The sequence below is a fragment of the Histidinibacterium aquaticum genome, from assembly GCF_008710275.1.
In the GTDB taxonomy this organism is placed as follows: Bacteria; Pseudomonadota; Alphaproteobacteria; order Rhodobacterales; family Rhodobacteraceae; genus Oceanicola; species Oceanicola aquaticus.
In genome coordinates this window covers 429,880-455,058 of sequence record NZ_VYQE01000004.1, presented here as the reverse complement: position 1 = coordinate 455,058, position 25,179 = coordinate 429,880, and the positions used below count along the sequence as shown (strand labels likewise).

The window sequence follows — 25,179 nt, the reverse complement described above, 5'->3', positions numbered from 1 at the left end:
CCTCTCCCGCGTTGAGGAGGCTTCATGGCCAAGATCCCAGCGACCATCGTCACCGGCTTTCTCGGGGCCGGCAAGACGACCCTGATCCGCCACATGCTGCAGAACGCCGGCGGCAAGCGGATCGCGCTCATCATCAACGAGTTCGGCGACCTCGGCGTCGACGGCGACATCCTCAAGGGCTGCGGCGACGAGACCTGTACCGACGACGACATCATGGAACTCTCGAACGGCTGCATTTGCTGCACCGTGGCCGAAGACTTCGTGCCGACGATGGAGAAGCTGCTGGCGCGCGACCTGCCGCCGGATCACATCGTGATCGAGACCTCGGGCCTGGCCCTGCCTCAGCCGCTCGTGCGCGCCTTCAACTGGCCCGGGCTGTCGACGAAGGTCACCGTCGACGGCGTGGTCACCGTCGTCGACGGCAAGGCCGTGGCGGAGGGCCGCTTCGCCCATGACGAGGCCGCCGTCGACCGGCTCCGCGCGGCAGACGACAACCTCGACCACGAGACCCCGCTGTCGGAGCTCTTCGAGGACCAGATCGCCTGTGCCGACATGATCGTCGTGAACAAGTCCGACCTGCTCGGAGAGCCGGAGGCCGACGACCTGACCGGCAAGCTGAAGTCCGAGGCGCGTTCAGGGGTCCAGGTGATCCGCACCGCCATGGGGGCCCTGCCGGTCGAGATCCTGCTCGGCCAGAATGTCGGCTCCGAGGCCAGCCTCGAGGCGCGGCGCGAGGTGCACCACCATCATCACGACGACGAGGATGACGATCATCACCATCACGACCACGACGATTTCGAGAGTTTCGTGGTCACGCTGGGAGAGATCGCCGACCCCAATGCCTATGCGCAGAAGGTCGCAGAGGTGATCCGCACGCACGACATCCTGCGTCTCAAGGGCTTTGCCGCCGTCGCGGGCAAGCCGATGCGCCTGACCATCCAGGCGGTCGGGCCCCGGATCGAGACCTACTTCGACCGCAGCGCCGGGACCGCCCGGGAAACGCGTCTCGTAGTGATCGGCGAGGCCGGCCTCGACCGGGACGCCATCTCGGCGGCGCTGGCGCCGTGATCCGCGTCGGCCCGTCGGACCCGCGGGACCCCGGCCCGCGCGCGCTGCTGGAGGCGAGCCACGCCCTGATGCAGAGCCTCTATCCGGCGGAGCACAACCACTACCTCTCGGTCGAGGAGCTGACGAGTGACGACATCCGCTTCTTCGCCGCGACGGAAGGGGACGACGTACTCGGCACCGGCGCGCTCGCGATCCGAGAGGGCTACGGCGAGGTGAAGTCGATGTTCACCGCCGAAGCCGCTCGCGGGCGCGGCGTGGGCGCGATGATCCTCGTCAAGCTGGCGGAGGAGGCGCGAGCGCTCGGCCTGCCCCTCATGCGGCTCGAAACCGGCAACACGCTCGACGCCGCCCACCGGCTCTATGCGCGGGCGGGCTTCGTCTCCTGCGGCGCCTTCGGGGAGTATCCGGAGGAGACCTCGAGCATCTTCATGGAGAAACCGCTGCCTTAACGCGGACCCGACCTGCCCCGGACCGGAGCCTCATGCATCTACTCGCCGCCACCCCCGGACAGATTGACGACGGGCAGGACGCAGTCGACCTCGGCCAGACCCCGGCCGAGGTCCTCGTCCTCTCCGCCGCCGACACAGAGCTTGCCGCCCTATCCGAGGCACGGGCCGAGATGCAGGACCCGCCGGACCTGCGTCTCGCCAACCTCGCCCACCTGCGCCACCCGATGAGCGTGGACCTGCACCTCGAGGCCTGCGCCTCGAAATGCGGCCTTGTCGTCGCCCGGCTGCTCGGGGGGGCGGGGTATTGGCGCTACGGGCTCGCGCAGTATTCGGCCGGATTGCATGCGGCAGGGGTCCCGGTGGCCTTCCTGCCCGGCGACGACAAGCCGGACCCCGAGCTGCGCAGCCTCTCGACCGTCTCCGGGTCGGACTACGACGCCCTCTGGTCCTACCTCGTAGAAGGCGGACCGGAGAACGCGCAACGTTTCCTTCACGCCGCCCGGTCGATCGTCAGGGACGAGGGCGAGCGCCCGCCCGCCGCGCGCCCGCTGCTGCGCGCCGGGCTCTACTGGCCCGGAGCCGCCGCCCCCGACCTCGACACGCTCCGCGCCGCCTGGACGGAAGGCGCGCCGGTCGTGCCGGTCGTCTTCTACCGGGCCTTGGTTCAGGGCGCGGGGCTGGCGCCGATCAATCGTGTGACCCGCAGCCTCCTGCGCGCGGGGCTGAACCCCATGCCGGTCTTCGTGGCCTCGCTGAAGGACGATCTGAGCCGTGCGCTGCTCGACCGTCTCTTTGCCGAAACGAAACCCGAGGTGATCCTCAACACGACGGCTTTCGCGACCGGAACGCCGGATGGGGGCGGGGCGGAGAACCCGCTCTCAGCCCCCTCGGCGAACGGCGCGCCGGTCTTCCAGGTGGTTCTCTCGGGCGGGACCGAGGACGCCTGGCAGGAGGGTCTCGCGGGGCTGTCGGCCCGGGACATCGCGATGAACGTGGCGCTGCCGGAGGTCGACGGCCGCCTGCTCTCGCGTGCAATCAGCTTCAAGGACGCCGCCTATTTCGACGAGGCGACCGAGTGCCATATCGCGGCCTACCAGCCGCGCGGCGACCGGATCGACTTCGTGACCGAACTTGCCGCCCGCTGGGCGGGCCTGCGCCGCACGCCGGAGGCCGAGCGCCGGGTTGCCCTGGTTCTCGCCAACTACCCCAACAAGGACGGCCGCCTCGCCAATGGCGTCGGCCTCGACACGCCGGCCGGCACGGCCCACGTCCTGCGGCTCATGTCCGAGTCGGGCTATGCCGTCGCGCCGCCCGAGGACGGTGCCGCGTTGATGGAGCGGCTCATGGCGGGGCCGACGAACTGGCTCACCGACAGGGCCGACCGCCAGGGCGGTGAACGTCTCCCGCTCGATACCTATCGCGCCTGGTTCGACGGCCTGCCCTGGGAGGCCAAGCAGCAGGTGCTCGAACGCTGGGGCCCGCCGGAAGACGATCCCTTCGTCGACGGCGAGGGCTTCGCGCTGTCGATCCACCGCTTCGGCAACGCCGTCGTCGGACTGCAGCCCGCCCGAGGTTACAACGTCGACCCGGAGGCGACGTACCACGCCCCCGACCTCGTGCCGCCACACAACTACCTGGCCTTCTACCTCTGGCTTCGCGAGCGCTGGCGCGCCCAGGCCGTCGTTCACATGGGCAAGCACGGCAACCTCGAATGGCTTCCCGGCAAGGCGGTCGCGCTCTCGGAGACCTGCTGGCCAGAGATCGCCCTCGGGCCGACGCCCCACATCTACCCCTTCATCGTGAACGACCCCGGCGAGGGCACCCAGGCCAAGCGCCGGGCGCAGGCCGTGATCGTCGACCACCTGACGCCCCCGCTCACGCGCGCCGAAAGCTACGGCCCGATGCGGGACCTCGAGGCGCTGGTGGACGAATACTACGAAGCGGCGGGCGTGGACCCGCGGCGGGTCGAGCACCTCCGGAAGGAGATCCTGTCACTCTCCGAGGCAACGGGGCTCGCCTCCGACGCGGGCTTCGTCGGCGACACCGACAGCGATCTCGCCAAGCTCGACGCCTGGCTCTGCGAGTTGAAAGAGGCTCAGATCCGCGACGGGCTGCACGTCTTCGGCGTCTCGCCGGAGGGCCAGCAGGCGCGCGATCTCGCTATCGCCCTGGCCCGGATTCCGCGGGGAGACGGCAAGGACCGGAACGCCTCCCTGCTCCGCGCCATGGCGTTGGACCTCGGGCTGTCGTTCGACCCGCTCGACTGCGACATGGCAGCGCCGGTGACCGAGAGGCCCATTGCGCTGGCGGAGGTGTCCCAAGACACCTGGCGGACCTGCGGCGACACGGTCGAGCGGCTGGAGGTCCTCACCCAGCGATTGATCTCCGACGACGGCCCGGAGGTGCCCGGCCCCGCGACCAAGGCGGTCCTGGACGAGCTCAGGGTTCGTATTCTTCCCATCGTGCAGGACTGCGGACCGGAGGAAGGCCGCGCTTTCCTTGCCGCGATTTCCGGCCGCGCGATTGCGCCGGGTTCCTCTGGCGCGCCGACGCGCGGTCGGCTCGACACGCTGCCGACCGGGCGCAACTTCTACGCGGTCGACAGCCGCGCGGTGCCGACACCGACGGCCTGGGCGCTCGGGTGGAAGAGCGCGAACCTCCTGATCGATACGCACCTCCAACGCGAAGGCGACTGGCCACGCTCGCTGCTCCTGACGACCTGGGGCACCTCGAACATGCGGACCGGAGGGGACGACATCGCCCAGGCGCTTGCGCTCATGGGCGTGAAGCCGACCTGGGACGCGGCGAACCGGAGGGTGACCGGCTTCGAGATCCTGCCGCTCACCGTGCTCGACCGTCCACGCGTCGACGTGACCCTGCGGATCTCGGGCTTTTTCCGGGACGCCTTTCCCGCCCTTATCGACCTCTTCGACAGCGCCGCGCGCGCGGTGCAAGAGCTCGAAGAGCCGGAGGATCTCAACCCGGCGGCCGCCCGGGCGAAGGAGACCGGCCCCGGTCCGCGCGTCTACGGCTCGAAGCCCGGCGCATACGGTGCGGGGCTCCAGGCCATGATCGACGAACGGCTCTGGTCGGACCGGTCTGACCTGGCCGAGGCCTATCTCGAATGGGGTGGATACGCCTACACCGCCGGGCAGGAGGGCCGCCGCGACAGGCAGGGCCTCGAGGCGAGGCTCGGCGAGGCCGAGGCGATCGTCCAGAACCAGGACAACCGGGAACACGACTTGCTCGACTCGGACGACTACTACCAGTTCGAAGGCGGGGCGGCGGCAGCGGTCGCGACCCTTCAGGGACGAGACCGGCCTGTTTATCACAATGACCACTCGCGACCCGAAAGCCCCCGCATCCGCACGCTCGAGGACGAGATCGCTCGGGTGGTGCGCTCACGCGTGGTGAACCCGAAATGGATCGAGGGAGTGACGCGCCACGGCTACAAGGGCGCCTTCGAAATCGCGGCGACCGTCGACTATCTCTTCGCTTTCGCTGCCACGACCGGTGCCGTGCGGAACCACCACTTCGATCTCGTCGAAGCGGCCTATCTCGAAGATGACGATGTGCGGGAGTTTATCGGAGAGGTGAATGCGCCGGCCTTGCGGGAGATCGCGGAGCGTCTTCAGGAAGCAATCGACCGGGGGATGTGGCGACCGCGCTCGAACTCGGCGCGGTCGCGAATCACGTCTATTGCAGCTGGCTTACACAACCGAGAGGGCCGCGACGCCGAAGTAGCAGACGAGTAGGCCAAGGGTAAAATATTGCATTTCCGGTCTCCGAAAGAGTGTCGCGCGGTGCGCGTTCGGAGGCATAAGCGGATTGACCCCCTTCCGGTTTCACCCGATCAACCCGGAAAGACCGGCTATGGCCAGAAAACCGCAGATGAGTGCGATGGACAAACGGGGGGAGAGTTTCACCTTCGCACTCCTTTCGCGGACGGCTCGCGGCCTTCGGGGCCAGGAAGAGTTTCCCACAGGATGATGGCACATCTTGCACACAAGAATGTGATACCGGGCACATGTGGCACAGATCGGCCAGAAGCCGCGCATCGCTGTTCCGTGGGTCCCGGACGAGGCAGGAGCGCCACCGGCACCGTGTTTGACCTGCCGACCAGCCGAGGGAGTGCTTGACGCGATGTCAATCGAGATCGGAGCGCCGACGGAAGATGAGAAGAGTTTCGGCCGGCGCCTCACGGGCTGGCTCTCGGAACATGCCCGCGACGCCGGTCACCCCTTCGATAACAGCCCCTTCCAGCTGCAGCTGTCGGAGGACGGACAGACTGTCGCCGGATACGTGGGCTACCGCCTCTACGACTGGCTCTTCGTCCAGTGGATCGCCGTCGCCCCGGAGGCTCGCGGCCGCGGACACGGCGCCAAGCTGGTCCGCGCGGCGGAAGACAAGGCGCGGGCCGAGGGGATCCTCGGCATCTTCATCGACTCCTACGGTTTCCAGGCGCCGAAGTTCTACGAAAAGCTCGGCTACACCGTGTTCGGCAGACTCGAGATGCCCGATCCGCAACTGACTCGCTACTACATCGGCAAGGCGCTCCACCCTTCGGTTCGGATCGGCTGAGCCCTTGCCCGCGAGACCGCCCCGCGCGACAGTGGCGGCCCCACCAGGCAAGGAGCAGCGCAGATGTCCGACGACGCCGAGCGCCACGCGCAGAAGATGGCCAAGAAGAAGGCCGCGCGAGACAAGATCATGGCCACCAAGACCGAGGAAAAGGGCCTGATCATCGTCCATACGGGCAAGGGCAAGGGCAAGAGCACGGCCGCCTTCGGCATGATCTTCCGCCACATCGCCCACGGGATGCCTTCGGCCGTCGTCCAGTTCATCAAGGGGGGCATGTCGACCGGCGAGCGCGACCTGATCCTCGAACGGTTCTCCGACCTGTGCCAGTTCCACACCATGGGTGAGGGCTTCACCTGGGAGACCCAGGATCGCAGCCGCGACACCGAGATGGCGCGGGCCGCCTGGGAGAAGGCCAAGGAGCTGATCCGGGACCCCGAGATCCGGATGGTCCTTCTGGACGAGATCAACATCGCGATCCGTTACGATTACCTGCCCATCGCGGAGGTCGTCGAGTTCCTGGCGACCGAGAAACCGGACTCGACCCATGTCGTGCTGACCGGCCGGAATGCGCACGAGGACCTGATCGAAATCGCCGACCTGGTCACCGAGATGGAGCTGGTGAAGCACCCTTTCCGGTCCGGCGTGAAGGCACAGCTGGGCGTCGAGTACTGAGCCGGCCTTCAGGTCAGCCCCTCTCCCAGGCCTGAAGGATGTAGCGCGCGGTCATCAGGTCGAGGTGAGCGCCGCCGCCATTCTTGAAGAGCGTGATCTCGTCGTCGCTCGCGCGCGTGAACGGACCCTCGTAGTAGTCCGCGATCACGGCATCCGGGGAGATCGTCCCGGCTTCGAGCGGTATCTTCAGCTCGCCGATATGACCCATGGTCGTGTCGCGGCTGTCTACGAATATGCGGGACCGGGCCAGCGCCTCGTCGTCGGCCTCGCGCATGTCGGGCCGGTAGGCGCCGATGAGATCGAGGTGCTGTCCCGGCCGGAGCCATTCGCCCTTGATGACCGGCTCGCTGGACATGGTCGCGCAGGTAACGATGTCCGCCTCCGCCACGCCTGCCTCGAGGTCTGTCACCGCCTCGGTTCGCGGAAACTCGTCGCAGAACTGCTCGGCCTTGTCCGGCGACCGGTTCCAGACCAGGAACCGCGCCTTGGGGAAGGCCGCTTCGTAGGCCTGGCGGAGAGAGCGCCCGACAGTGCCCGCCCCGACGATGAGGATCGTCCCGGAGTCCGGCCGGGCGAGGCGGCGGCCGGCCAGAAGGCTGTCCCCCGCGGTCTTCCACTTCGTGACGAGGTGAAAGTCGACCAGGGCGGCGAGCGTCCCGTCTTGATCGTCGAAGAGCGTCACCGCCCCGTTGACCATCGGCATCCCCGAGGCCGGGTTCTCCGGGAAAATGGTGGCGCTCTTGACCGCCAGCCCCAGCCCGTCGATCCAGGCGGCGCGGTTGAGCAACGTCTCGCCGCCCCGCCGGATGAAGATGTCCTCGACCTGGGCCTTGGGCAGCCGGTGGCCCGCCTCCAGCGCCTCGGTCAGGGCGATCCAGTCAAGCTGGGCGTCGGCTTCGAAAGGAACGACCTTCATTCCGCTGCCTCGCGGTGCAGCAGGCCTTCGGCGACGAGCCGCGTGGCCCAGCCCTCCGGTCCCTCGAAGTGATGGGTCTGCCAGCCGCGCGCCTCGGCGGCGGCGATGTTGTCGGGCCGGTCGTCGGTGAAGAGCAGTTCGCCCGGCGCGACGCCGCAATCCTCCTCGACCATTTCGAAGATCCGGGGATCGGGCTTGATGACACCCATGTGGCCGGAGATGTACCGGCGGTCGAACTCCTCCAGGAACGGGTAGTGCATCTCGCCGATGGCGAAGGTCTCTTTCCCGAAGTTCGTCAGAGCGAAGACCGGCACGCCTTCCCGCCGCAGGGCGCGCAGGAGCCGAACCGAGTGATCGATGGCGGGAGAGGCCAGCTCGATCCACTTGTCGTGCCACATCATGATCTCGTCCGCCCAGTCGGGGTTCTCCGCGGCGAAATCCTGCACGACCTCGGTGAAGTTCTCTCCCCGGTCGACCCGGTCGTTCATCCCGTGCAGGTCGAGTTCGTCGAACATCCGCTCGCGCCGCGACCGGCCGATCATCCTGTCGTAGTAGGTCTCGGGCTGCCACTCGATGAGAACATTGCCGATATCGAAGACGACGGCGGAGACGGTCATGGGCGGGCCCCTTTTTCGAGAGAACGGAGCGTGCGCTCCAGCGCGTCGAGAAAACGCGAGCGGTCGGCCTTCGTAAACCCCCGCCCGCCACCCTGGCGGAAGGGATCGGCGGCGCGCAGGTCCGCCATCAGGTCACGCGTCGCCAGCGCCTGTCCGACGTTGCGCGCGGTGAGCGCCTCCCCGTCGTGCTTGAGGACGCTCGCGCCCGCCTCGACGGCCCGCGCGGCGAGCGGAATGTCACCCGTGACGACCACGTCGCCGGGCCCGGCGCGGTCGGCGATCCACTTGTCCGCGACGTCGGGCCCCTCGGGAACGATGACCGTCTCGACCAGAGGATTGGCGGAGGGGCGAATCCCGCCGTTGGAGACGACGGCGACCCGGACACCGTGCCGGCTCGCCACGCGCTCCACCTCGGCCTTCACCGGGCAGGCGTCTGCATCGACGTAGATCATCGTGCAGCGCCGCTCAGGACCACAGCGCTTCCGCGTGGAAGGCGACGTGATCCGGCATGAAGGTCGAGATGAAGAAGTACGAGTGGTCGTAGCCCTTCTGCAGCCGGATCTGCGCCTCTTGCCGGCGCTCGGCAATCGCGTGGGCCAGCGCCTCCGTCTTCAGCAGGTCGGCGAACTGGTCGTCGGTGCCGGTGTCGATCAGGAGCGGCGCGTCGAGCCCGGTCTCTCGCATCATCATCGTCGCGTCGTGCTTTGCCCAGGACAGCCTGTCCGGCCCGAGATACGCCCCGAACTGCTTTGTGCCCCAGTCGCTTTCCGTCGGGTTGCAGATGGGCGCGAAGGCGGAAACGGAGCGAAAGCGCCCCGGCAGACCCATCGCCAGGGTCAGCGCCCCGTGCCCGCCCATGGAATGCCCGCTGATCGCCTGCCGGTCCGGGTCGATCGGGAACTCCTTCGCAAGAAGTGCCGGGAGCTCTTCGGCGACGTAGTCCCACATCTGGTAGTGCGGATGCCAAGGCTCCTCCGTCGCGTTCACGTAGAACCCGGCCCCCTTGCCGAGGTCGAAGGCGTCGTCATCCGCCACGTCGTCCCCTCGCGGCGAGGTGTCGGGAAAACAGACCGCGATCCCGGCCTCCGAGGCCAGGGCCTGGGCACCTGCCTTGGTCATGGCGTTCTCGTGGGTGCAGGTCAGCCCTGACAGGAACCAGAGCAGCGGCACAGGGCCATCCGCCGCGTCGGGCGGCAGGTAGAGGCCGAAAGTCATCTCGGTCCCCGTGGCCTCGGAGCTGTGGGAATAGACGCCCTGCGTGCCGCCGTAGCAGCGATTCTCGGATTGGGTCTGCATGAGCTGATCTCCTTTTGGCGCGACCCTAGTTCGGATCGGGCCGCCGTGCACGCCCCGCCAGCGGGAAGCCTCCGGTCCTGCACGCCGTCCGCCAAACCCACCGGAACCGGGGCAATTTCGGCTGGTTGGACGATGCGAGCGCACATGACGACGGAGCCCACCCTTGACGACGACCGACCTCGGCACCTGCACCGCCGCCGAACTCAGCCGGCTCTATGCCACCGGAGAAGCCTCGCCACTGGAGGCGACACGGGCCGCCCTGGACCGGATCGAGCGCTACAACGACGCGGTCAACGCCTACGTCCATGTCGATCGCGAGGGTGCCGAGGCCGAGGCGAAGAAAAGCGCGCAGCGCTGGGGGCGTGGCCAGCAACTGGGACCGCTCGATGGTGTGCCGGTCTCGATGAAGGACCTGACCGAGGTGAAGGGTATGCCCGCCCGCGAGGGTTCGCTGCTCAGCTCCGCGAAGCCCTGCGAGCAGGACGCGCCACCAGCGGCACGAATGCGAGAGGCGGGCGCCGTCATCCTCGGCAAGACGAACACGCCGGAATTCGGCTGGAAAGGTGTGACCGACAACCGCCTCTTCGGCCCGACCCGGAATCCTTGGGACACGACCCTCACTCCGGGCGGCTCGTCCGGCGGCGCGGCCGCGGCGGCAGCGCTCAACATGGGCGCCCTGCACCAGGGCGGAGACTCCGGCGGGTCGATCCGCATCCCGGCCGCGTTTACGGGGACCTTCGGATTCAAGCCCACCTTCGGCTGGACACCGCAATGGCCCCCGTCGAACGCGCCGGATCTCAGTCACATCGGCCCACTCACCCGAACCGTCGAGGACGCCGTGCTCATGCTGAACTGCATCGGCCGGTACGATCACCGCGATCCCTACGCCACCCGCGGCCAGCCCGACGACTGGGGACAGGACCTGGACAAGGGTCTCACCGGGTTGCGTATCGCCTACGCGCCCGAGCTGGGTGGCGCGAAGGCCGACCCGGAGATCGCCGCGCGCGTCGCCGAGGCCGCCCGGAATCTCGAGGCGTTGGGCGCTGAAGTCGTGGAGATCGCTCCCGAGATCGGCCATCCGATCCGCTGCTTCCAGATGATCTGGTTCACCGCCTCTCGCGATCTCTACCTCTCCTGCACCGAGGCGGAGCGCGAGAAACTCGACCCCGGTCTCGTCAGCAACGCAAAGACCGCGGCCGACTGGACCTCCGTCGACCTGTTCCGCACGCTCGCGGCCCGCGCCTCGCTCACGCAAGAGTTGGAGGCCTTCAACCAGGAGTATCACCTGCTGATGACACCGACCGTCGCCGTGCCCGCCTTCGAGGTGAACCACGACACGCCCCCCGGGCGCGACATGACCGACTGGACCGAATGGTCGCCCTTCACCTACCCGTTCAACCTGAGCCAGCAGCCCGCCTGCTCGGTCCCCTGCGGCTTCACCGACGCCGGTCTGCCCGTCGGGTTTCAGCTCGCAGGCGGCAAGTACGACGACATCCGCATCCTGCGCGCGGCCCATGCCTACATTGAGGCCCATCCGCCGCGGTTCCCCGCGGTGCCCGATCCCGCGCAGACGGCACAGCCCTGAGAGGCACTGTTCTCGCTCTGCTCAAATTTTACCGTTTGATAAAATTCCGGGCTGTGGCAGGCTTCGCTGACCAGATCAGGGAGCGTCCATGTCCAGCCCTCTCACACCCGGCATCGCCGCCGGGCGCCTGCCCGCCGAAGAGATCACCTCGAACTTCGACGATCTGCATGCGCCGCTCGACCACCACGAGGCCGCGGTCGCCGCGGATCGCTGCTATTTCTGCTACGACGCGCCCTGCGTGACGGCCTGCCCGACGGAGATCGACATCCCGCTCTTCATTCGCCAGATCGCCACGGGCCAGCCCGAGGCGGCGGCGAAAACGATATTCGACCAGAACATCTTCGGCGGCATGTGCGCCCGCGTCTGCCCGACCGAGGAGCTCTGCGAGGAGGCCTGCGTGCGCGAGATGGCCGAGGGGCGTCCCGTCGAGATCGGCCGCCTCCAGCGGCACGCGACCGACAGCCTCATGGCGCGGCAGGGTCATCCCTACGTCCGCGCCGCGGAAACCGGCAAGCGCGTCGCCGTCGTCGGCGCCGGCCCCGCCGGTCTCTCGTGCGCCCATCGGCTCGCGATGAAGGGCCATGCCGTCACCGTCTACGACGCGCGCGAGCGGGCCGGCGGCCTCAACGAGTACGGCATCGCCGCCTACAAGAGCACCGAGGATTTCGCGGCCCGCGAGGTCGAGTGGCTTCTCGGCATCGGCGGCATAACCATCGAAACCGGCCGTGCACTGGGCGAGGACCTGTCGCTCGACACCCTTCGGGACGAATTCGACGCGGTGTTCCTTGGCGTGGGTCTCGCGGCCGTCAATGCGCTCGACGCGGAAGGGGCCGACAAGGCTGGCGTCGACGACGCCGTCTCCTTCATCGCCGAGCTGCGCCAGACCTCCGATCTTGCGACGCTGCCCGTCGGCCGGAACGTCGTGGTGATCGGCGGCGGCATGACCGCCATCGACGCGGCGGTCCAGTCGAAGCTTCTCGGCGCAGAGAACGTCACCCTCGCCTACCGGCGCGGCCGCGACCGGATGGGCGCATCGAAGTACGAGCAGGACCTTGCGAGTTCCAAGGGCGTCCGGATCATCGACCGGGTGATGCCGGTCGCCGTGCACGGCAACGGCTCCGCCGTCGAGATCGAGATGGAATATACCGAGGAGGGGCCCGACGGTCTCTCCGGCACCGGGGAACGCCTGCGCCTTCCCGCCGATCAGGTCTTCCGCGCCATCGGCCAGACCCTCGTTCCCTACGAGGGAGTCGAACTCGACGGCCGCAAGATCGCCGTGACGGGTGCGGGACGGACCTCCGTTCCCGGCGTCTGGGCCGGCGGCGACTGCACGCCGGGAGAGGACCTGACCGTCGTGGCGGTGGCGGAAGGCCGGGACGCTGCCGAAGACATCCACGCCGCGCTCATGGCCAAGTGAGCGGAGCCGTCTGATGCCCGAACTGCCCGAGTGCGAGCAGAACCGGAGGCGCGTCGAGGCCGGCGCACTGAACCGGACGATCACTGCGGTCCGGCTCGGCAATGACACGAAGAGCGTCGATCTCCCAGGCGCGGAGGAGCGGAGCCGCTTCGAGGGCCGCCAGTTCACCGAGGCCCGGCGCCACGGAAAGGCGATCTTCGCGGGATCCGCCACTGGCCCCTGGATCGCCGTGAGCCTCGGGATGACGGGCTCTCTGAGGGTCTGGGACGAGGCCGACGGGCCGCCGGACTACACGCGGATCACATTCGAGTTCGAAGGCGGCGCCCGGCTGGGATTCCGCTGCCCGCGCAAGCTGGGCTCGGTCACCGTCATCGAGGACCCGGACCGATACATCGAGGAGACGGGCCTCGGCCCCGACGCGCTGGAGGCGAGCGCCGAGACGCTGGCCGACCGGCTCGGCACCGGAAAGGGCGCGATCAAGTCCGCCCTCATGTCGCAGAAGAAGATCGCCGGCATCGGCAATCTCTGGTCGGACGAGGCGCTTTTCCAGTGTGGCATCGCCCCGGATGCCGAGACCGGCAGTCTCTCGGACGACCAGCGGCTCAAGCTGACCAGAACCGCCCAGGACGTCATGCAGACGATCCTCGACATCGACACCGACTACTCCCGCATTCCCGACGACTGGCTCAAGCCGCACCGGACGGCGGGCGCCGACTGCCCGCGCTGCGGCGGGACCATCGAGAAGATGACCGTCGGTGGGCGGACCGCGCATTACTGCAACAGACACCAGGCCGCCGGCTGAGGCGGCGCCCGACAGGGAGGGACGGACATGGCCGATCTCACGACTGACTTTCTGGGCATCAAGAGCCCGAACCCCTTCTGGCTGGCCTCCGCGCCTCCGACGGACAAGGAATACAACGTCCGCCGCGCCTTCGAGGCCGGCTGGGGCGGCGTCGTCTGGAAGACGCTGGGCGCCGAGGGCCCGCCGGTCGTCAACGTCAACGGCCCGCGCTACGGCGTCATCCACGGCGCAGACCGCCGGGTGCTCGGGATCAACAACATCGAGCTGATCACCGACCGTCCGCTCGAGACCAACCTCGAGGAGATGGCGCGGGTCAAGGCGGACTATCCCGACCGCGCGCTCATCGCCTCGATCATGGTCCCCTGCGAGGAAGAGGCCTGGGCCGCCATCTTGCCGCGCGTGGCCGAGACCGGCGCAGACGGGATCGAGCTCAACTTCGGCTGCCCGCATGGCATGTCCGAGCGCGGCATGGGCTCTGCCGTGGGCCAGGTGCCCGAGTACATCGAGATGGTCACCCGCTGGTGCAAGAAGCACTACGACCGCCCGGTGATCGTGAAGCTCACGCCGAACATCACCGACATCCGCAAGCCCGCCGCCGCGGCGAAGCGGGGCGGCGCCGACGCGGTGAGCCTCATCAACACCATCAACTCGATCACCGGCGTCGACCTCGACAACTTCGCGCCCATGCCCACCATCGACGGCAAGGGCAGCCACGGCGGCTACTGCGGCCCGGCGGTCAAGCCGATCGCGATGTCCATGGTTTCCGAGATCGCGCGCGACCCGGCGACGGCAGGCCTGCCGATCTCCGGCATCGGCGGCATCACCACCTGGCGCGACGCGGCCGAGTTCATGGCCCTGGGCTGCGGCAACGTGCAGGTCTGCACCGCCGCGATGACGTACGGCTTCAAGATCGTGCAGGAGATGGCCCGCGACCTCTCGCAGTGGATGGACGAGAAGGGCTACGCCTCGACCTCCGAGTTCATCGGAAAGGCCGTCCCGAACGTCACCGACTGGCAGTACCTGAACCTCAACTACGTCACCAAGGCGCGGATCGACCAGGATCTCTGCATCAAGTGCGGCCGCTGCTACGCGGCCTGCGAGGATACCAGCCACCAGGCCATCGCCATGAAGCCCGGCCGGGTCTTCGAGGTGATCGACGAGGAGTGCGTGGCCTGCAACCTCTGCCTGGACGTCTGCCCGGTCGAGGACTGCATCACCATGGAGGAGCTCGCCCCCGGCACCACCGACCCGCGCACGGGCAAGGTCGTGGCGAAAGAGTACGCCAACTGGACGACGCACCCGAACAACCCGATGGCCAAGGCCGCGGAGTGACCGCCACACCCGGGCCGGGTCAGTCGGACTCGGCCCGCTTCAGCCGCGCGTAGGACTTCCACGACGCGAGGGCGGCGTCGGCCAGCCCGGCCTCTTCGTGCAACTCGGCGAGCTCCCGGTGAAGGCGGGCTTCGCCATAGGCGTAGGGCATCATGCGCGCCGCCTCGAGCCCGGCCTCAAATTCCGCGAGGGCCTCGTACGGATTGCCCTCCGCGCGCGCCAGGCGGCCCCTCTGGTAACGGACCAGGCAGCGCGCCCGCGTGTCCTCGGTTTCCTCGGCGCAGGTCCAGGCGTCTTCCAGGTGCCGTCGTGCCCGGACCAGCTGACCAAGCGCGATCTGCGTCGCGGCCACCACCTCGAAGGCATAGGGCAGGACGAGCCGGTTGTCGTGATGCTGGGCCTTGACCACGGCTTCGAGCCCGTGGCGCAGGGCCTCCTCGGGCTCGTCGGTGGCATTGAGATGCCGTGCGATCTCCATCTGGATCCGGGCCGCCGGGGCGCCTTGGACCAGCTCCTGCGCGCGCAGCAGCATCGACAGGCATTCTTCGGGCCGGTTCCGGTGGCGGAGGATCCGGGACCTGACCGCCATCAGATCGACCCGCGTTTCCGTGTGCCCCTGCGGCCCGATCGCCCTGAAGCCGGACTCCACGGCGTCGATCCCGAGGTCCCGTCGCCCCGACGAGTAGTGCATCACGGCAAGGGAGGCATGGACGTCGCCGACCATGTCCGGCGAACGAACCGGGTCGAGCACCTCCAGTGCCTTGCGGCCGAAGATGCCGCACCACCGGAAAGAGCCGCGCCAGCGCGACTGCCAGGCGAGGGTGCGATAGGCGGAGCCGGTCACGCTCTGACGGTCCGACGCCTCGAGCGCCGCCTCGGCCATCTCGCAGCTTCGCTGGCGCGAACTCCACCGAAGACTCCAAGCCTGCCGCGCCAGGAACTCGGCGTCGACGATCAGAGGATCGTCGGGCGTCATTCGGTTCTCCGTCCCGTTCCGGTCTCAGCCGCGGTTGCGGCCGGGAAAGCTGATCGTGTTGTCGGGCACCTCGGTCTCCGACGCAGACCGCGAAATCCGCCCCTCCGGCTCGTGCCGGTCGATGACGTGACGGAGATCGTCGGCAAGGGCCGTTCGTCCGGTCCCGCGGACGTGACTCTCGATGTCGTCGAGAATGTCGAAAACCCAGGAGCCGTCTCGTTTCAGAGGCATGGTCCGTCCTCGATCCGCTTGATTATCCACAGGACTCCGCGAGGCCCGCCAATAAATCAAGTCGTCAGTTTTCGAGCGGCACCGAAACCCGCAACCTGTGACCCACTTCGGCCTCCGGCCGCTCCACGAGGCCGCCAATCTGCTGCGCCGCCGCGTCGATGATCCTGAGCCCCAGGCCGGATCCGCCGTCCTCCGCGAGGCCGACACCATCGTCGCTGCAGTCGAGAATGTACCACTCGCCCTCCTGCGCGCCGGTCAGGCTGATCGTCCCGCTCCGCCCGTCGGGAAAGGCGTGCTTGATGGCGTTGGCCACGACTTCGTTCACGATACTCGCGCAGGCCGTGGCAACCTGGGTCGGGACCTCCGCAGGGCCGGCGGCGACCGAGAGCCCCACGTTCTCTGGGCAATGCGGCTTGAGCAGCTCGCCCACGCGAAGCAGGTAGCGCGCCAGGTCGACGCGCGCGTCGGCCTTCGTGAGATAGAGCGCCTCGTGCAGAGCCGCGACCGTGTCGATCCTGCCCTGCAAGGTCATCAGGGCGGCTCGCGTCTCTTCGCTTCCGGCGCTGTGCGCCAGCAACCGCGCGTAGGACGCGACGGATTGCAGCGAATTCTTCACGCGATGATCGACCTCCTGCCGCTGGATCTCGGCCAGGGTCAGATTGCGGCGGGCGTCGAGCTGCCAGATGACCTGCTTGGCGAGGACCCGCAGCGCCTCGCGCTGGGTCTCGTTCAGCACCCTCGGCCGCGTATCCAGGACGCAAAGCGATCCAAGGGCCAGCCCGGCCTCGGTCCGGAGCGGAGCGCCGGCGTAGAAGTGTAGTTCCGGGCGGTCCTTGAGGAGCGGATTGTTCTTCGTCCGGGGATCTTCGTGCAGGTTCTCGACCTCGAAGATACCCTCCTGGCGAATCGCGAGCGCGCAGTAGGACCGCTCGATCCCCGTCTCCGAGTCCTCGAGCCCGACCTTCGCTTTGAACCACTGCCTGTCGGCATCGACGAAACTGACGAGCGCGACCGGGGCGTCGCAGATGCGCGCGGCGAGCGAGGCGATCTCGTCGAAGTCACGCTCCGGATCGGTATCGAGAATACCGTAGGAGCGCAGCTCTGCGAGCCGCAGGTCATCATGCGAGAACTGAGGGATGTTCATTGGTCGCGACAGTAAGAAATACAGGGCGACCTTATCAGTTGACACCGGAGAGAGAAGGGCCGCCCCCCAGAATCCGGCGGAAAACTGCCTCAAGGTGAATTTCCGCGCCCGCGAACGGGTCCCCATCACCCAGCACAGCCCGTATCTGGACGTCGAAGTCCGAGTAGTGCTGCGTCAGCGCCCATATCGAGAAGATCAGGTGACGCGGATCGACGGGCGCGATGCGGCCCGCCGCGGCCCAGCCGTCGATCACCCCGGCGGTCTCGTCCACCAGCTCGCGAAGTTCCCCCGAAAGCACCGGGGCGATGCGGGGCGCCCCCTGGAGGATCTCTATCGCGAAGAGACGGCTCTCACGCGGGTAGTCCCGCGCCAGCGCGAGTTTCCGGCGGACGTATCCCATGATCTCCTCGACCGGATCGCCGCTCGGATCGATGGCCCGGAGCGGATCGAGCCAGGTCGACAGCAGCCCCCTCAGCAAGGCCTCGTGGATCGCGTCCTTGGAGGAGAAGTAGTAGAGCAGGTTGGGCTTCGAGAGCCCCGCGACCTTGGCGATCCTGTCCAGCGTGGCCCCCCGGAAGCCCTCCTGAGAAAAGACTTCGAGCGCCGCGTCGAGGATGACCTCGCGGTTCTTCTTCTGGATGCGGGTCGGGGGCTTTTCGTCCTTCATCTTCTCACACCGCCGCCTCGCGCATCATCCGTGGTCCGGATCTGCCTGCGATATGAGCACCTGCAAAGGCACCGGGCACCGCGCTTGACTGACCCCCAAGCTCTGGTAGCGTCCCTTTGACCGATTGGTCAAATCGAAGGAGAGACGTCCCATGCCAGCCCCCGCCGCGAACCTGAAGATCAACGGCGACAGGCTCTGGGACAGCCTCATGGAAATGGCCAAGATCGGGCCCGGCGTCGCCGGGGGCAACAACCGCCAGACCGTCACGGACGAGGACGGCGAGGGCCGCCATCTCTTCAAGCAATGGTGCGACGAGGCCGGGCTCACCACCGGCGTCGACACCATGGGCAACATGTTCGCGCGCCGCGAGGGGACCGACCCCGAGGCGCTGCCGGTCTACGTGGGCTCCCATCTCGACACGCAGCCCACCGGCGGCAAGTACGACGGCGTGCTCGGCGTCCTGGGCGGGCTGGAAATCATCCGCACCCTCAACGACACCGGCATCAAGACCCGCCGCCCCATCGTCGTTACCAACTGGACGAACGAAGAGGGCACCCGCTTCGCGCCCGCCATGCTCTCTTCCGGCGTCTTCGCCGGAATCCACGAGCAGAGCTGGGCCTACGACCGGACCGACGCCAAGGGGCTCAGGTTCGGCGAGGAACTGGAGCGGATCGGCTGGAAGGGCGACGAGGAGGTCGGCGCGCGCAAGATGCACGCCTTCTTCGAGCTGCACATCGAACAGGGCCCGATCCTCGAGGCCGAGGGCAAGGACATCGGCGTCGTCACCCACGGCCAGGGCCTCAGCTGGACCCAGGTCACCGTGACCGGCAAGGAGAGCCACACCGGCTCCACCCCCATGCCGATGCGCAAGAACGCGGGCCTCGGCATGGCGCGCATCCTTGACCGCGTCGACGCCATCGCCTGGTCGCACAAGCCCGATGCCGTGGGCGCCGCCGGCCATATCGAGGTCTTCCCCAACTCGCGCAACGTGATCCCGGGCAAGGCCGTCTTCACCGTCGACTTCCGCTCGCCCGACCTTGCGGTGATCGAGGACATGGAGCGGCGCCTGCGCGAGGAGGCCACCGAGATCTGCGAGCAGATGGGCCTGACCGTCGAATTCGAGAAGGTCGGCGGCTTCGACCCGGTGGAGTTCGACGCCAACTGCGTGAAGGCGGTCCGCGACGCCGCCGAGCGGCTTGGCTACTCCCACCGCGACCTCATCTCCGGCGCGGGGCACGATGCCTGCTGGATCAACCGCGTGGCGCCCACCGCCATGGTCATGTGCCCCTGCGTCGACGGCCTCAGCCACAACGAGGCCGAGGAGATCTCGCAGGACTGGGCCACCGCGGGGGCGGACGTGCTCTTTCACGCCGTCGTCGAGACCGCGGAGATCGTCGAATGACGCGGCCCGCGCCCACCGGCACTCCGACCTCGCGCGATCCCGATTGCGCGGTCTGAGCCATGCGGATCGTCCTGCTCATCCTCGTTCTTCCCCTGGCCGCCTGCGGCCCGCGCCCCGAGCCGCCCGGCACACCCGTCCAGGCCCCGCCGATGACCGAGGAGGGAGATCCGATCTTCCGCACCGAAGGCGACCCGGAAGGCCAGGGCTGCACCTACACGATGCAGGACGGCGATCCCGTCCTGCTCGAGTGCGACGCCTGACCGGAGGAGCCGGGATGCGCCGCACACCACCCCGTCCGCCCCAGCGGACCACACGCCGAAACCTCGACCGCAGGGAGACCGTCACCCCATGAGCACCGTCATCAAGAACGGCACGATCGTCACCGCCGATCTGAGCTGGAAGGCCGATGTCCTGATCGAGGGCGAGAAGATCGTCGAAATCGGAGACAACCTCTCCGGCGACGAGGAACTCGACGCGACGGGCTGCTACGTCATGCCCGGCGGGATCGATCCGCATACCCACCTCGAGATGCCCTTCATGGGCACGTATTCCTCGGACGACTTCGAGAGCGGCACCCGCGCCGCGCTCGCCGGCGGCACGACCATGGTCGTGGACTTCGCCCTGCCCTCGCCAGACGGCCAGGGCCTGCTCGACGCCCTGCAGATGTGGGACAACAAGTCCGGCAAGGCGCACTGCGACTTCTCCTACCACATGGCCATCACCTGGTGGGGCGAGCAGGTTTTCAACGAGATGAAGACCGTCGTCGAAGATCGCGGCATCACCACCTTCAAGCACTTCATGGCCTACAAGGGCGCGCTGATGGTGCAGGACGACGAGATGTACGCTTCGTTCCAGCGCGTGGCCGAGCTCGGCGGCATCGCCCTCGTCCATGCCGAGAACGGCGACGTGGTCGCGGACCTCTCCCAGCGCCTTCTGGCCGAGGGCAACACCGGCCCCGAGGGCCACGCCTATTCCCGCCCCACGCAGGTCGAGGGCGAGGCCACCAACCGCGCCATCATGATCGCCGACATGGCGGGCGTGCCGCTCTACGTGGTCCACACGTCCTGCGAGGAGAGCCACGAGGCGATCCGCCGCGCGCGCCAGCAGGGCAAGCGGGTCTGGGGCGAGCCGCTGATCCAGCACCTGACCCTCGACGAGAGCGAGTATTTCAACAAGGACTGGGACCACGCCGCCCGCCGGGTGATGTCGCCTCCCTTCCGCAACAAGCAGCACCAGGACAGCCTCTGGAACGGTCTTCAGGCCGGGTCTCTCTCCGTGGTCGCCACCGACCACTGCGCCTTCACCACCGAGCAGAAGCGCTACGGCGTCGGCGATTTCACCAAGATCCCGAACGGCACGGGTGGGCTCGAGGACCGGCTCCCCATGCTCTGGACCTACGGCGTGGGCACCGGCCGCCTGACGCCCGAGGAGTTCGTGGCGGTCACCTCGACCAACATCGCCAAGATCCTCAACTGCTACCCGAAGAAGGGGGCGATCCGCGTGGGCTCCGACGCCGACATCCTCGTCTGGGACCCGGCGAAGGAAAAGACGATCACGGCCGCCAAGCAGGAGTCGGCGATCGACTACAACGTCTTCGAAGGCAAGCATGTGAAGGGCCTGCCGCGCTTCACCCTGACCCGCGGCCACGTCGCGGTCTACGACGGCGAGATGCGCGGGGCCGAGGGCCGCGGCAAGTTCGTCAAGCGCGAGGCGAACAACCCCACGAACAAGGCCCTCTCCACCTGGAAGGAGCTCACCGCCCCCCGCCCGGTCCAGCGCTCCGGCATCCCGGCGAGCGGGGTCTGATGCGCGAGGACTCGTCGCACAGGCAACAGACGGCACGGCCCCTGGCCGGCCGTCGCCCCGGGAGGCTTTCCCGATGAGCGCCCCGCCCCTTTCCGGCCTGCTCGAAGCGGCGCTCTACACCGACGACCTCGCGGCGGCGGAGGAGTTCTACAGCGGCCTTCTCGGGCTTCCGATCGTCGTCCGCGCCGAGGGACGGCACATCTTCTTCCGCTGCGGAGGAACGATCCTGCTGGTCTTCAATCCCGAGGCCACCCGCCGCCCCGCGCAGGAGGGCGCCCTGCCGGTCCCGCCCCATGGCGCCGAGGGACCCGGCCACGTCTGCTTCGCCTCGAACGACCTCGACGATTGGGTGGCGTTCCTCACCGGCAAGGGCATCGAGGTCGAGAGCGACTTCCGCTGGCCCCACGGCCCGCGCTCGGTCTACGTCCGCGATCCGGCCGGCAACTCCATCGAGTTCGCAGAACCCGCCCTTTGGGAGGCCGCATGACAGCGACACCCGTGATCGAGGCCAAGAACCTCGACCTGACCTTCCAGACCGCCGACGCCCCCGTGCACGCGCTGCGGGACGTCTCGCTCTCCATCGGCAAGGGAGAGTTCGTGAGCTTCATCGGCCCCTCCGGCTGCGGCAAGACCACCTTCCTGCGCTGCATTGCCGGACTCGAAGAGCCGACGGGCGGCACGCTCACGGTCAACGGCATGAGCCCCGACGCGGCTCGGCGCGCCCGCGCCTACGGCTATGTCTTCCAGGCGGCCGGGCTCTATCCCTGGCGGACCATCGGCAAGAACGTGGCCCTGCCGCTGGAAATCATGGGCTACTCCAAGCAGGAGCAGAAGGAACGCGTCGACCGCACGCTCGACCTGGTGGACCTCGGCGGCTTCGCGTCCAAGTTCCCCTGGCAGCTCTCGGGCGGCATGCAGCAGCGGGCCTCGATCGCCCGGGCGCTCGCCTTCGACGCCAACATCCTGCTGATGGACGAGCCTTTCGGCGCGCTGGACGAGATCGTGCGGGACCGCCTGAACGAAGAGCTCCTCTCGCTCTGGGCACGGACCGGCAAGACGGTCGGCTTCGTCACCCACTCGATCCCCGAGGCGGTCTATCTCTCGACCCGCATCGTCGTCATGTCCCCGCGCCCCGGCCGGATCACCGACGTGATCGAAAGCCCGCTTCCCGCCGAGCGCCCGCTCGACATCCGCGACAGCCGCGAGTTCATCGAAGTGGCCCACCGCGTCCGCGACGGTCTCCGCGCCGGCATGGAGGAAGACGCGTGAGGGCTTGCCCACGGACCAAGCGCCGGAGCGCCGCATGACCGCCGCGCCCGCGACGACCACGCCCGGTCCCTTCCGCACCGCGGGGCGCGCCCTGCGCAGCACGGTCGGCGGCACCCTGCCCGTTCTCGTCGTGCTCGCCGTGATCGTGGGTATCTGGTACGCCGCCGTCGCCCCCATGAACATCCGCCTGGCCCTCGACCAGGCCGAGCGGAGCGGGGCCACCGTCGTGCCGGAAACCCCCATCGCGCGGCAGGAGGTCTCGGTCTGGCGGCTCATGGCCCAGAACCCGGATCTCGTCCCGCAGTCCTACGCGCAGGACCGGCCACGCCTGCCGACGCCCGGCCAGGTCGCCGGTGAGCTCTGGGCGACCACGGGAGAGATGGCTCTCGAAGGCCGCGCGATGTCGCGCCGCTCGCTCATCTTCCACGCCTGGGTGACCCTGCGCTCGACCTTCTGGGGCTTCCTGCTCGGGACGACGCTCGGCATCGCGGGGGCCATCGCCATCGTCTACAGCCGCGTGGTGAACCTCTCGCTGATGCCTTGGGCGATCATCTCGCAAACAATCCCCATCGTGGCGCTCGCGCCGATGATCATCGTCCTCTCGGCGCAGGTCGGCATCGAGGGGCGCGGCGTGCCCAAGGCGATCATCTCCGCCTATCTCTGCTACTTCCCCGTGCTCGTCGGCATGGTGAAGGGCCTGCGAAGCCCCGGCACTGCCCAGCTCGACCTGCTCAAGACCTATTCCGCGTCCAGCCTGCAGAGCTTCTGGAAGCTGCGCTTGCCCTCGTCGGTCCCCTACCTCTTCGCCTCGCTCAAGATCGGCATCGCGGCGGCCCTCGTCGGGACGATCGTCGGCGAGCTGCCCACCGGCGCGATCCGCGGCCTTGGCGCGCGCATCCTGATCGGCGACCAGTTCGGCACGCCGCTCGCAATCTGGGCCGCGCTCTTCGCCGCGGCGATCCTGGCCGGCGTGCTGGTGACGCTGCTCGACGTGGCACAGCGCGCCACGCTCAAGCGCATGGGGATGGGCCGATGAGCTGGCTGGCCTTCGCCCTCTTCTTCTGGGCCGCCGCCTGGGCCACCAACGCGGCGCTCGCAAACTCGCCCTGGCGCTCGACGCGCCCGGTCCGGGTGATCGTCCCGCTTCTCTTCGGCGTGACCCTGCTCGTGCTCTGGGAGGGGCTCGTCCGCCACTTCCAGGTCATGCCCGTGATCCTGCCGCCGCCGAGCCTGGTCTGGGACACCCTCATCAATTCGACCGAGACGCTCTGGGTCGACTTCCAGCAGACGGTCCTGAAGGGCGCCCTCACCGGCTACCTGATCGGCACCGGAGCGGCCTTCCTCACAGCGATCCTCATCGACCGCTCCGATTTCCTCACCCGTGGCCTGCTGCCCATCGGCAACTTCGTCGCGGCCCTTCCCATCGTCGGCATCGCGCCGATCCTCGTCAGCTGGTTCGGCTTCGACTGGCAATCCAAGGCCGCGGTCGTCGTCGTGATGGTCTTCTTCCCGATGCTCGTGAACACGGTCTCCGGACTGCGCCAGACCGAGCCCATGCAGCGGGACCTCATGCACACCTATGCCGCCAGCTATTCCCAAAGCCTCTTCAAGCTGCGCCTACCCGCCGCCATGCCCTTCATCTTCAACGGGCTTAAAATCGCGACGACCCTTGCCCTGATCGGCGCCATCGTTGCCGAATATTTCGGCTCTCCGACACGCGGCATGGGTTTTCGGATCAATACCGGCGTCGGCTCCTTGTCCATCGATCTTGTCTGGGCGGAGATCGCCGTCGCGGCGCTCGCAGGCACCCTGTTCTACGGCGGCGTCGCCTGGATCGAACGGAGGGTGACCTTCTGGCACCCCTCCCACCGGAATTGAGGCTCGAGCAAGAAAACAAACTCAGGGAAAGGTAAAGACATGAAGACGATCATCACAGGCGCCCTCGCCACACTGGGACTGGCCGGCGCGGCCCAGGCCCAGGACGAGGTCACGCTTCAGCTCAAGTGGGTGACCCAGGCCCAGTTCGCGGGCTACTACGTCGCCCTCGAACAGGGCTTCTACGAGGACGCGAACCTCGACGTCACCATCCGCCCCGGCGGCCCGGACATCGCGCCGACGCAGGTCATCGCCGGTGGCGGGGCCGACGTCATCGTCGAGTGGATGCCCGCCGCCCTCGCCGCGCGCGAGAAGGGCCTGCCGCTCGTGAACATCGCCCAACCCTTCACCTCGTCGGGCATGCAGCTCACCTGCTGGGGCGACGTCGGCATCGAGAGCCCCGACGACCTCGACAACCGGACCCTCGGCGTCTGGTTCTTCGGCAACGAGTATCCCTTCCTCAGCTGGATGTCCCAGCTCGGGATCGAGACCGACGGCGCGTCGGAAGGCTCGGTCGAGGTCCTCAAGCAGGGCTTCAACGTCGACCCGCTCCTGCAACGCCAGGCGGACTGCATCTCGACCATGACCTACAACGAGTACTGGCAGGTCATCGACGCGGGCGTCACGCCGGAGGAGCTGGTGAACTTCCGTTACGAGGACCAGGGCGTCGCCACGCTCGAGGACGGTCTCTGGGTGCTCGAGGACGACCTCGAGGACCCGGCCTTCGTCGACAAGATGGCCCGCTTCGTCGCGGCCTCCATGGAAGGCTGGAAGTGGGCCGAGGAGAACCCGGAAGAGGCGGCGATGATCGTGCTCGACTACGACGAGACCGGCGCCCAGACCGAGCAGCACCAGGTCCGCATGATGGGTGAAGTCGCGAAGCTCACCGCGGGCTCCGACGGCACGCTCGACCCCGAGGCCTACCAGCGCACGGTCGACACCCTCCTCGCCGGCGGCTCCGACCCGGTCATCACCGAGGACCCGGGCGAGGCCGCCTGGACCCACGAGGTCACGGACCAGGCGATGAACTGATCGCTTGGCGAGGCGATAACGATGAAAGGCCCCGGCACCTGC

General features: G+C 68.1%; 25 protein-coding genes. 17 read left to right on the top strand and 8 right to left on the bottom strand.

The annotated features are described in order from the left end of the window. Positions 1-24: 24 nt before the first annotated feature. The 5 genes from cobW to cobO all read left to right on the top strand — a co-directional run bounded on the left by cobW (position 25) and on the right by cobO (position 6,770). Positions 25-1,068 carry a cobalamin biosynthesis protein CobW gene (gene cobW / locus F3S47_RS14850; RefSeq protein WP_150446059.1) on the top strand — a complete coding sequence of 348 codons (1,044 nt, stop codon included), beginning with the start codon at positions 25-27 and terminating at the stop codon, positions 1,066-1,068. Beyond that, entirely contained in the window at positions 1,065-1,517 is a 453-nt protein-coding gene (locus F3S47_RS14845) for a GNAT family N-acetyltransferase (protein WP_150446058.1), read from the top strand. Before cobW ends, F3S47_RS14845 begins: the two co-directional genes overlap by 4 nt. 32 nt (positions 1,518-1,549) lie before the next feature. Further along, positions 1,550-5,272 carry a cobaltochelatase subunit CobN gene (gene cobN, locus F3S47_RS14840; protein ID WP_150446057.1) on the top strand — a complete coding sequence of 1,241 codons (3,723 nt, stop codon included), beginning with the start codon at positions 1,550-1,552 and terminating at the stop codon, positions 5,270-5,272. 388 nt (positions 5,273-5,660) lie between these two features. After that, positions 5,661-6,098: a GNAT family N-acetyltransferase gene (locus F3S47_RS14835; RefSeq protein ID WP_150446056.1), complete on the top strand. Its 438-nt coding sequence runs from the start codon at positions 5,661-5,663 to the stop codon at positions 6,096-6,098. 63 nt (positions 6,099-6,161) lie between these two features. Beyond that, positions 6,162-6,770, top strand: coding sequence for a cob(I)yrinic acid a,c-diamide adenosyltransferase (gene cobO / locus F3S47_RS14830; protein WP_150446055.1), 609 nt, complete (start codon positions 6,162-6,164; stop codon positions 6,768-6,770). A gap of 13 nt (positions 6,771-6,783) precedes the next feature. On the opposite strand, the gene F3S47_RS14825 is transcribed toward cobO, so the two are convergent. Genes F3S47_RS14825 through fghA form a run of 4 tightly spaced genes read right to left on the bottom strand, consistent with a single transcriptional unit; the run spans position 6,784 to position 9,599 of the window. Next, complete coding sequence (locus F3S47_RS14825; protein ID WP_150446054.1) at positions 6,784-7,686, bottom strand: ornithine cyclodeaminase family protein; 903 nt, start codon at positions 7,684-7,686, stop codon at positions 6,784-6,786. Next, on the bottom strand, positions 7,683-8,303 hold the full coding sequence (locus F3S47_RS14820; protein ID WP_150446053.1) for an HAD family hydrolase: 621 nt from the start codon (positions 8,301-8,303) through the stop codon (positions 7,683-7,685). The genes F3S47_RS14825 and F3S47_RS14820 overlap by 4 nt, the downstream gene beginning before the upstream one ends. Continuing rightward, complete coding sequence (locus tag F3S47_RS14815) at positions 8,300-8,755, bottom strand: YaiI/YqxD family protein (RefSeq protein ID WP_150446052.1); 456 nt, start codon at positions 8,753-8,755, stop codon at positions 8,300-8,302. The genes F3S47_RS14820 and F3S47_RS14815 overlap by 4 nt, the downstream gene beginning before the upstream one ends. 13 nt (positions 8,756-8,768) lie before the next feature. Continuing rightward, complete coding sequence (fghA, locus tag F3S47_RS14810; RefSeq protein WP_150446051.1) at positions 8,769-9,599, bottom strand: S-formylglutathione hydrolase; 831 nt, start codon at positions 9,597-9,599, stop codon at positions 8,769-8,771. A gap of 163 nt (positions 9,600-9,762) precedes the next feature. Here fghA and F3S47_RS14805 point away from each other — a divergent pair, with 163 nt between their 5' ends. The 4 genes from F3S47_RS14805 to preA all read left to right on the top strand — a co-directional run bounded on the left by F3S47_RS14805 (position 9,763) and on the right by preA (position 14,735). After that, positions 9,763-11,184, top strand: a complete 1,422-nt coding sequence (locus tag F3S47_RS14805; protein ID WP_150446050.1) for an amidase — start codon at positions 9,763-9,765, stop codon at positions 11,182-11,184. An 88-nt stretch (positions 11,185-11,272) separates the two neighbouring features. Beyond that, positions 11,273-12,601, top strand: coding sequence for an NAD(P)-dependent oxidoreductase (locus tag F3S47_RS14800; protein WP_150446049.1), 1,329 nt, complete (start codon positions 11,273-11,275; stop codon positions 12,599-12,601). A gap of 13 nt (positions 12,602-12,614) precedes the next feature. Further along, complete coding sequence (locus F3S47_RS14795; RefSeq protein ID WP_150446048.1) at positions 12,615-13,403, top strand: Fpg/Nei family DNA glycosylase; 789 nt, start codon at positions 12,615-12,617, stop codon at positions 13,401-13,403. 27 nt (positions 13,404-13,430) lie between these two features. Next, on the top strand, positions 13,431-14,735 hold the full coding sequence (preA, locus tag F3S47_RS14790) for an NAD-dependent dihydropyrimidine dehydrogenase subunit PreA (protein WP_150446047.1): 1,305 nt from the start codon (positions 13,431-13,433) through the stop codon (positions 14,733-14,735). Between the two features lie 19 nt (positions 14,736-14,754). Here the strand turns inward: preA and F3S47_RS14785 are convergent, their stop codons facing one another. From F3S47_RS14785 to F3S47_RS14770, 4 genes are all read right to left on the bottom strand, one after another. Further along, positions 14,755-15,711, bottom strand: coding sequence for a tetratricopeptide repeat protein (locus F3S47_RS14785; RefSeq protein WP_150446046.1), 957 nt, complete (start codon positions 15,709-15,711; stop codon positions 14,755-14,757). A 24-nt stretch (positions 15,712-15,735) separates the two neighbouring features. Continuing rightward, positions 15,736-15,942, bottom strand: coding sequence for a hypothetical protein (locus F3S47_RS14780; RefSeq protein ID WP_150446045.1), 207 nt, complete (start codon positions 15,940-15,942; stop codon positions 15,736-15,738). 64 nt (positions 15,943-16,006) lie between these two features. Next, positions 16,007-17,086 carry a sensor histidine kinase gene (locus F3S47_RS14775; protein ID WP_191090206.1) on the bottom strand — a complete coding sequence of 360 codons (1,080 nt, stop codon included), beginning with the start codon at positions 17,084-17,086 and terminating at the stop codon, positions 16,007-16,009. A 34-nt stretch (positions 17,087-17,120) separates the two neighbouring features. Then, positions 17,121-17,753 (bottom strand): TetR family transcriptional regulator C-terminal domain-containing protein, encoded by a 633-nt coding sequence (locus F3S47_RS14770; protein WP_150446043.1) that lies wholly within the window; start codon positions 17,751-17,753, stop codon positions 17,121-17,123. A 151-nt stretch (positions 17,754-17,904) separates the two neighbouring features. Here F3S47_RS14770 and F3S47_RS14765 point away from each other — a divergent pair, with 151 nt between their 5' ends. The 8 genes from F3S47_RS14765 (at position 17,905) to F3S47_RS14730 (ending at position 25,137) form a co-directional block, all read left to right on the top strand. Beyond that, positions 17,905-19,155 (top strand): Zn-dependent hydrolase, encoded by a 1,251-nt coding sequence (locus F3S47_RS14765; protein ID WP_150446042.1) that lies wholly within the window; start codon positions 17,905-17,907, stop codon positions 19,153-19,155. A gap of 59 nt (positions 19,156-19,214) precedes the next feature. After that, on the top strand, positions 19,215-19,415 hold the full coding sequence (locus tag F3S47_RS14760) for a hypothetical protein (RefSeq protein ID WP_150446041.1): 201 nt from the start codon (positions 19,215-19,217) through the stop codon (positions 19,413-19,415). An 88-nt stretch (positions 19,416-19,503) separates the two neighbouring features. Beyond that, entirely contained in the window at positions 19,504-20,961 is a 1,458-nt protein-coding gene (hydA, locus tag F3S47_RS14755; protein ID WP_150446040.1) for a dihydropyrimidinase, read from the top strand. Between the two features lie 73 nt (positions 20,962-21,034). Then, positions 21,035-21,448 (top strand): VOC family protein, encoded by a 414-nt coding sequence (locus F3S47_RS14750; protein ID WP_150446039.1) that lies wholly within the window; start codon positions 21,035-21,037, stop codon positions 21,446-21,448. Continuing rightward, positions 21,445-22,230, top strand: a complete 786-nt coding sequence (locus tag F3S47_RS14745; RefSeq protein ID WP_150446038.1) for an ABC transporter ATP-binding protein — start codon at positions 21,445-21,447, stop codon at positions 22,228-22,230. Before F3S47_RS14750 ends, F3S47_RS14745 begins: the two co-directional genes overlap by 4 nt. A gap of 175 nt (positions 22,231-22,405) precedes the next feature. Next, positions 22,406-23,266 (top strand): ABC transporter permease, encoded by an 861-nt coding sequence (locus F3S47_RS14740; RefSeq protein WP_396280107.1) that lies wholly within the window; start codon positions 22,406-22,408, stop codon positions 23,264-23,266. Then, positions 23,263-24,108, top strand: coding sequence for an ABC transporter permease (locus F3S47_RS14735; RefSeq protein ID WP_150446036.1), 846 nt, complete (start codon positions 23,263-23,265; stop codon positions 24,106-24,108). Before F3S47_RS14740 ends, F3S47_RS14735 begins: the two co-directional genes overlap by 4 nt. Positions 24,109-24,147: 39 nt before the next feature. Then, on the top strand, positions 24,148-25,137 hold the full coding sequence (locus F3S47_RS14730; protein ID WP_150446035.1) for an ABC transporter substrate-binding protein: 990 nt from the start codon (positions 24,148-24,150) through the stop codon (positions 25,135-25,137). Positions 25,138-25,179: the final 42 nt, after the last annotated feature.

Excerpts from the sequence above, each read along its gene's own strand:
- F3S47_RS14765 (WP_150446042.1), top strand. The coding sequence starts at position 17,905 with ATGCCAGCCCCCGCCGCGAACCTGAAGATCAACGGCGACAGGCTCTGG.
- preA (WP_150446047.1), top strand. The coding sequence starts at position 13,431 with ATGGCCGATCTCACGACTGACTTTCTGGGCATCAAGAGCCCGAACCCC.
- F3S47_RS14820 (WP_150446053.1), bottom strand. The coding sequence starts at position 8,303 with ATGACCGTCTCCGCCGTCGTCTTCGATATCGGCAATGTTCTCATCGAG.
- F3S47_RS14735 (WP_150446036.1), top strand. The coding sequence starts at position 23,263 with ATGAGCTGGCTGGCCTTCGCCCTCTTCTTCTGGGCCGCCGCCTGGGCC.
- F3S47_RS14785 (WP_150446046.1), bottom strand. The coding sequence starts at position 15,711 with ATGACGCCCGACGATCCTCTGATCGTCGACGCCGAGTTCCTGGCGCGG.
- cobO (WP_150446055.1), top strand. The coding sequence starts at position 6,162 with ATGTCCGACGACGCCGAGCGCCACGCGCAGAAGATGGCCAAGAAGAAG.
- F3S47_RS14750 (WP_150446039.1), top strand. The coding sequence starts at position 21,035 with ATGAGCGCCCCGCCCCTTTCCGGCCTGCTCGAAGCGGCGCTCTACACC.
- F3S47_RS14730 (WP_150446035.1), top strand. The coding sequence starts at position 24,148 with ATGAAGACGATCATCACAGGCGCCCTCGCCACACTGGGACTGGCCGGC.
- cobN (WP_150446057.1), top strand. The coding sequence starts at position 1,550 with ATGCATCTACTCGCCGCCACCCCCGGACAGATTGACGACGGGCAGGAC.
- F3S47_RS14780 (WP_150446045.1), bottom strand. The coding sequence starts at position 15,942 with ATGCCTCTGAAACGAGACGGCTCCTGGGTTTTCGACATTCTCGACGAC.
- F3S47_RS14800 (WP_150446049.1), top strand. The coding sequence starts at position 11,273 with ATGTCCAGCCCTCTCACACCCGGCATCGCCGCCGGGCGCCTGCCCGCC.
- hydA (WP_150446040.1), top strand. The coding sequence starts at position 19,504 with ATGAGCACCGTCATCAAGAACGGCACGATCGTCACCGCCGATCTGAGC.
- F3S47_RS14740 (WP_396280107.1), top strand. The coding sequence starts at position 22,406 with ATGAACATCCGCCTGGCCCTCGACCAGGCCGAGCGGAGCGGGGCCACC.
- F3S47_RS14825 (WP_150446054.1), bottom strand. The coding sequence starts at position 7,686 with ATGAAGGTCGTTCCTTTCGAAGCCGACGCCCAGCTTGACTGGATCGCC.
- F3S47_RS14835 (WP_150446056.1), top strand. The coding sequence starts at position 5,661 with ATGTCAATCGAGATCGGAGCGCCGACGGAAGATGAGAAGAGTTTCGGC.
- F3S47_RS14760 (WP_150446041.1), top strand. The coding sequence starts at position 19,215 with ATGCGGATCGTCCTGCTCATCCTCGTTCTTCCCCTGGCCGCCTGCGGC.
- F3S47_RS14815 (WP_150446052.1), bottom strand. The coding sequence starts at position 8,755 with ATGATCTACGTCGATGCAGACGCCTGCCCGGTGAAGGCCGAGGTGGAG.
- fghA (WP_150446051.1), bottom strand. The coding sequence starts at position 9,599 with ATGCAGACCCAATCCGAGAATCGCTGCTACGGCGGCACGCAGGGCGTC.
- F3S47_RS14795 (WP_150446048.1), top strand. The coding sequence starts at position 12,615 with ATGCCCGAACTGCCCGAGTGCGAGCAGAACCGGAGGCGCGTCGAGGCC.
- cobW (WP_150446059.1), top strand. The coding sequence starts at position 25 with ATGGCCAAGATCCCAGCGACCATCGTCACCGGCTTTCTCGGGGCCGGC.
- F3S47_RS14770 (WP_150446043.1), bottom strand. The coding sequence starts at position 17,753 with ATGAAGGACGAAAAGCCCCCGACCCGCATCCAGAAGAAGAACCGCGAG.
- F3S47_RS14775 (WP_191090206.1), bottom strand. The coding sequence starts at position 17,086 with ATGAACATCCCTCAGTTCTCGCATGATGACCTGCGGCTCGCAGAGCTG.
- F3S47_RS14745 (WP_150446038.1), top strand. The coding sequence starts at position 21,445 with ATGACAGCGACACCCGTGATCGAGGCCAAGAACCTCGACCTGACCTTC.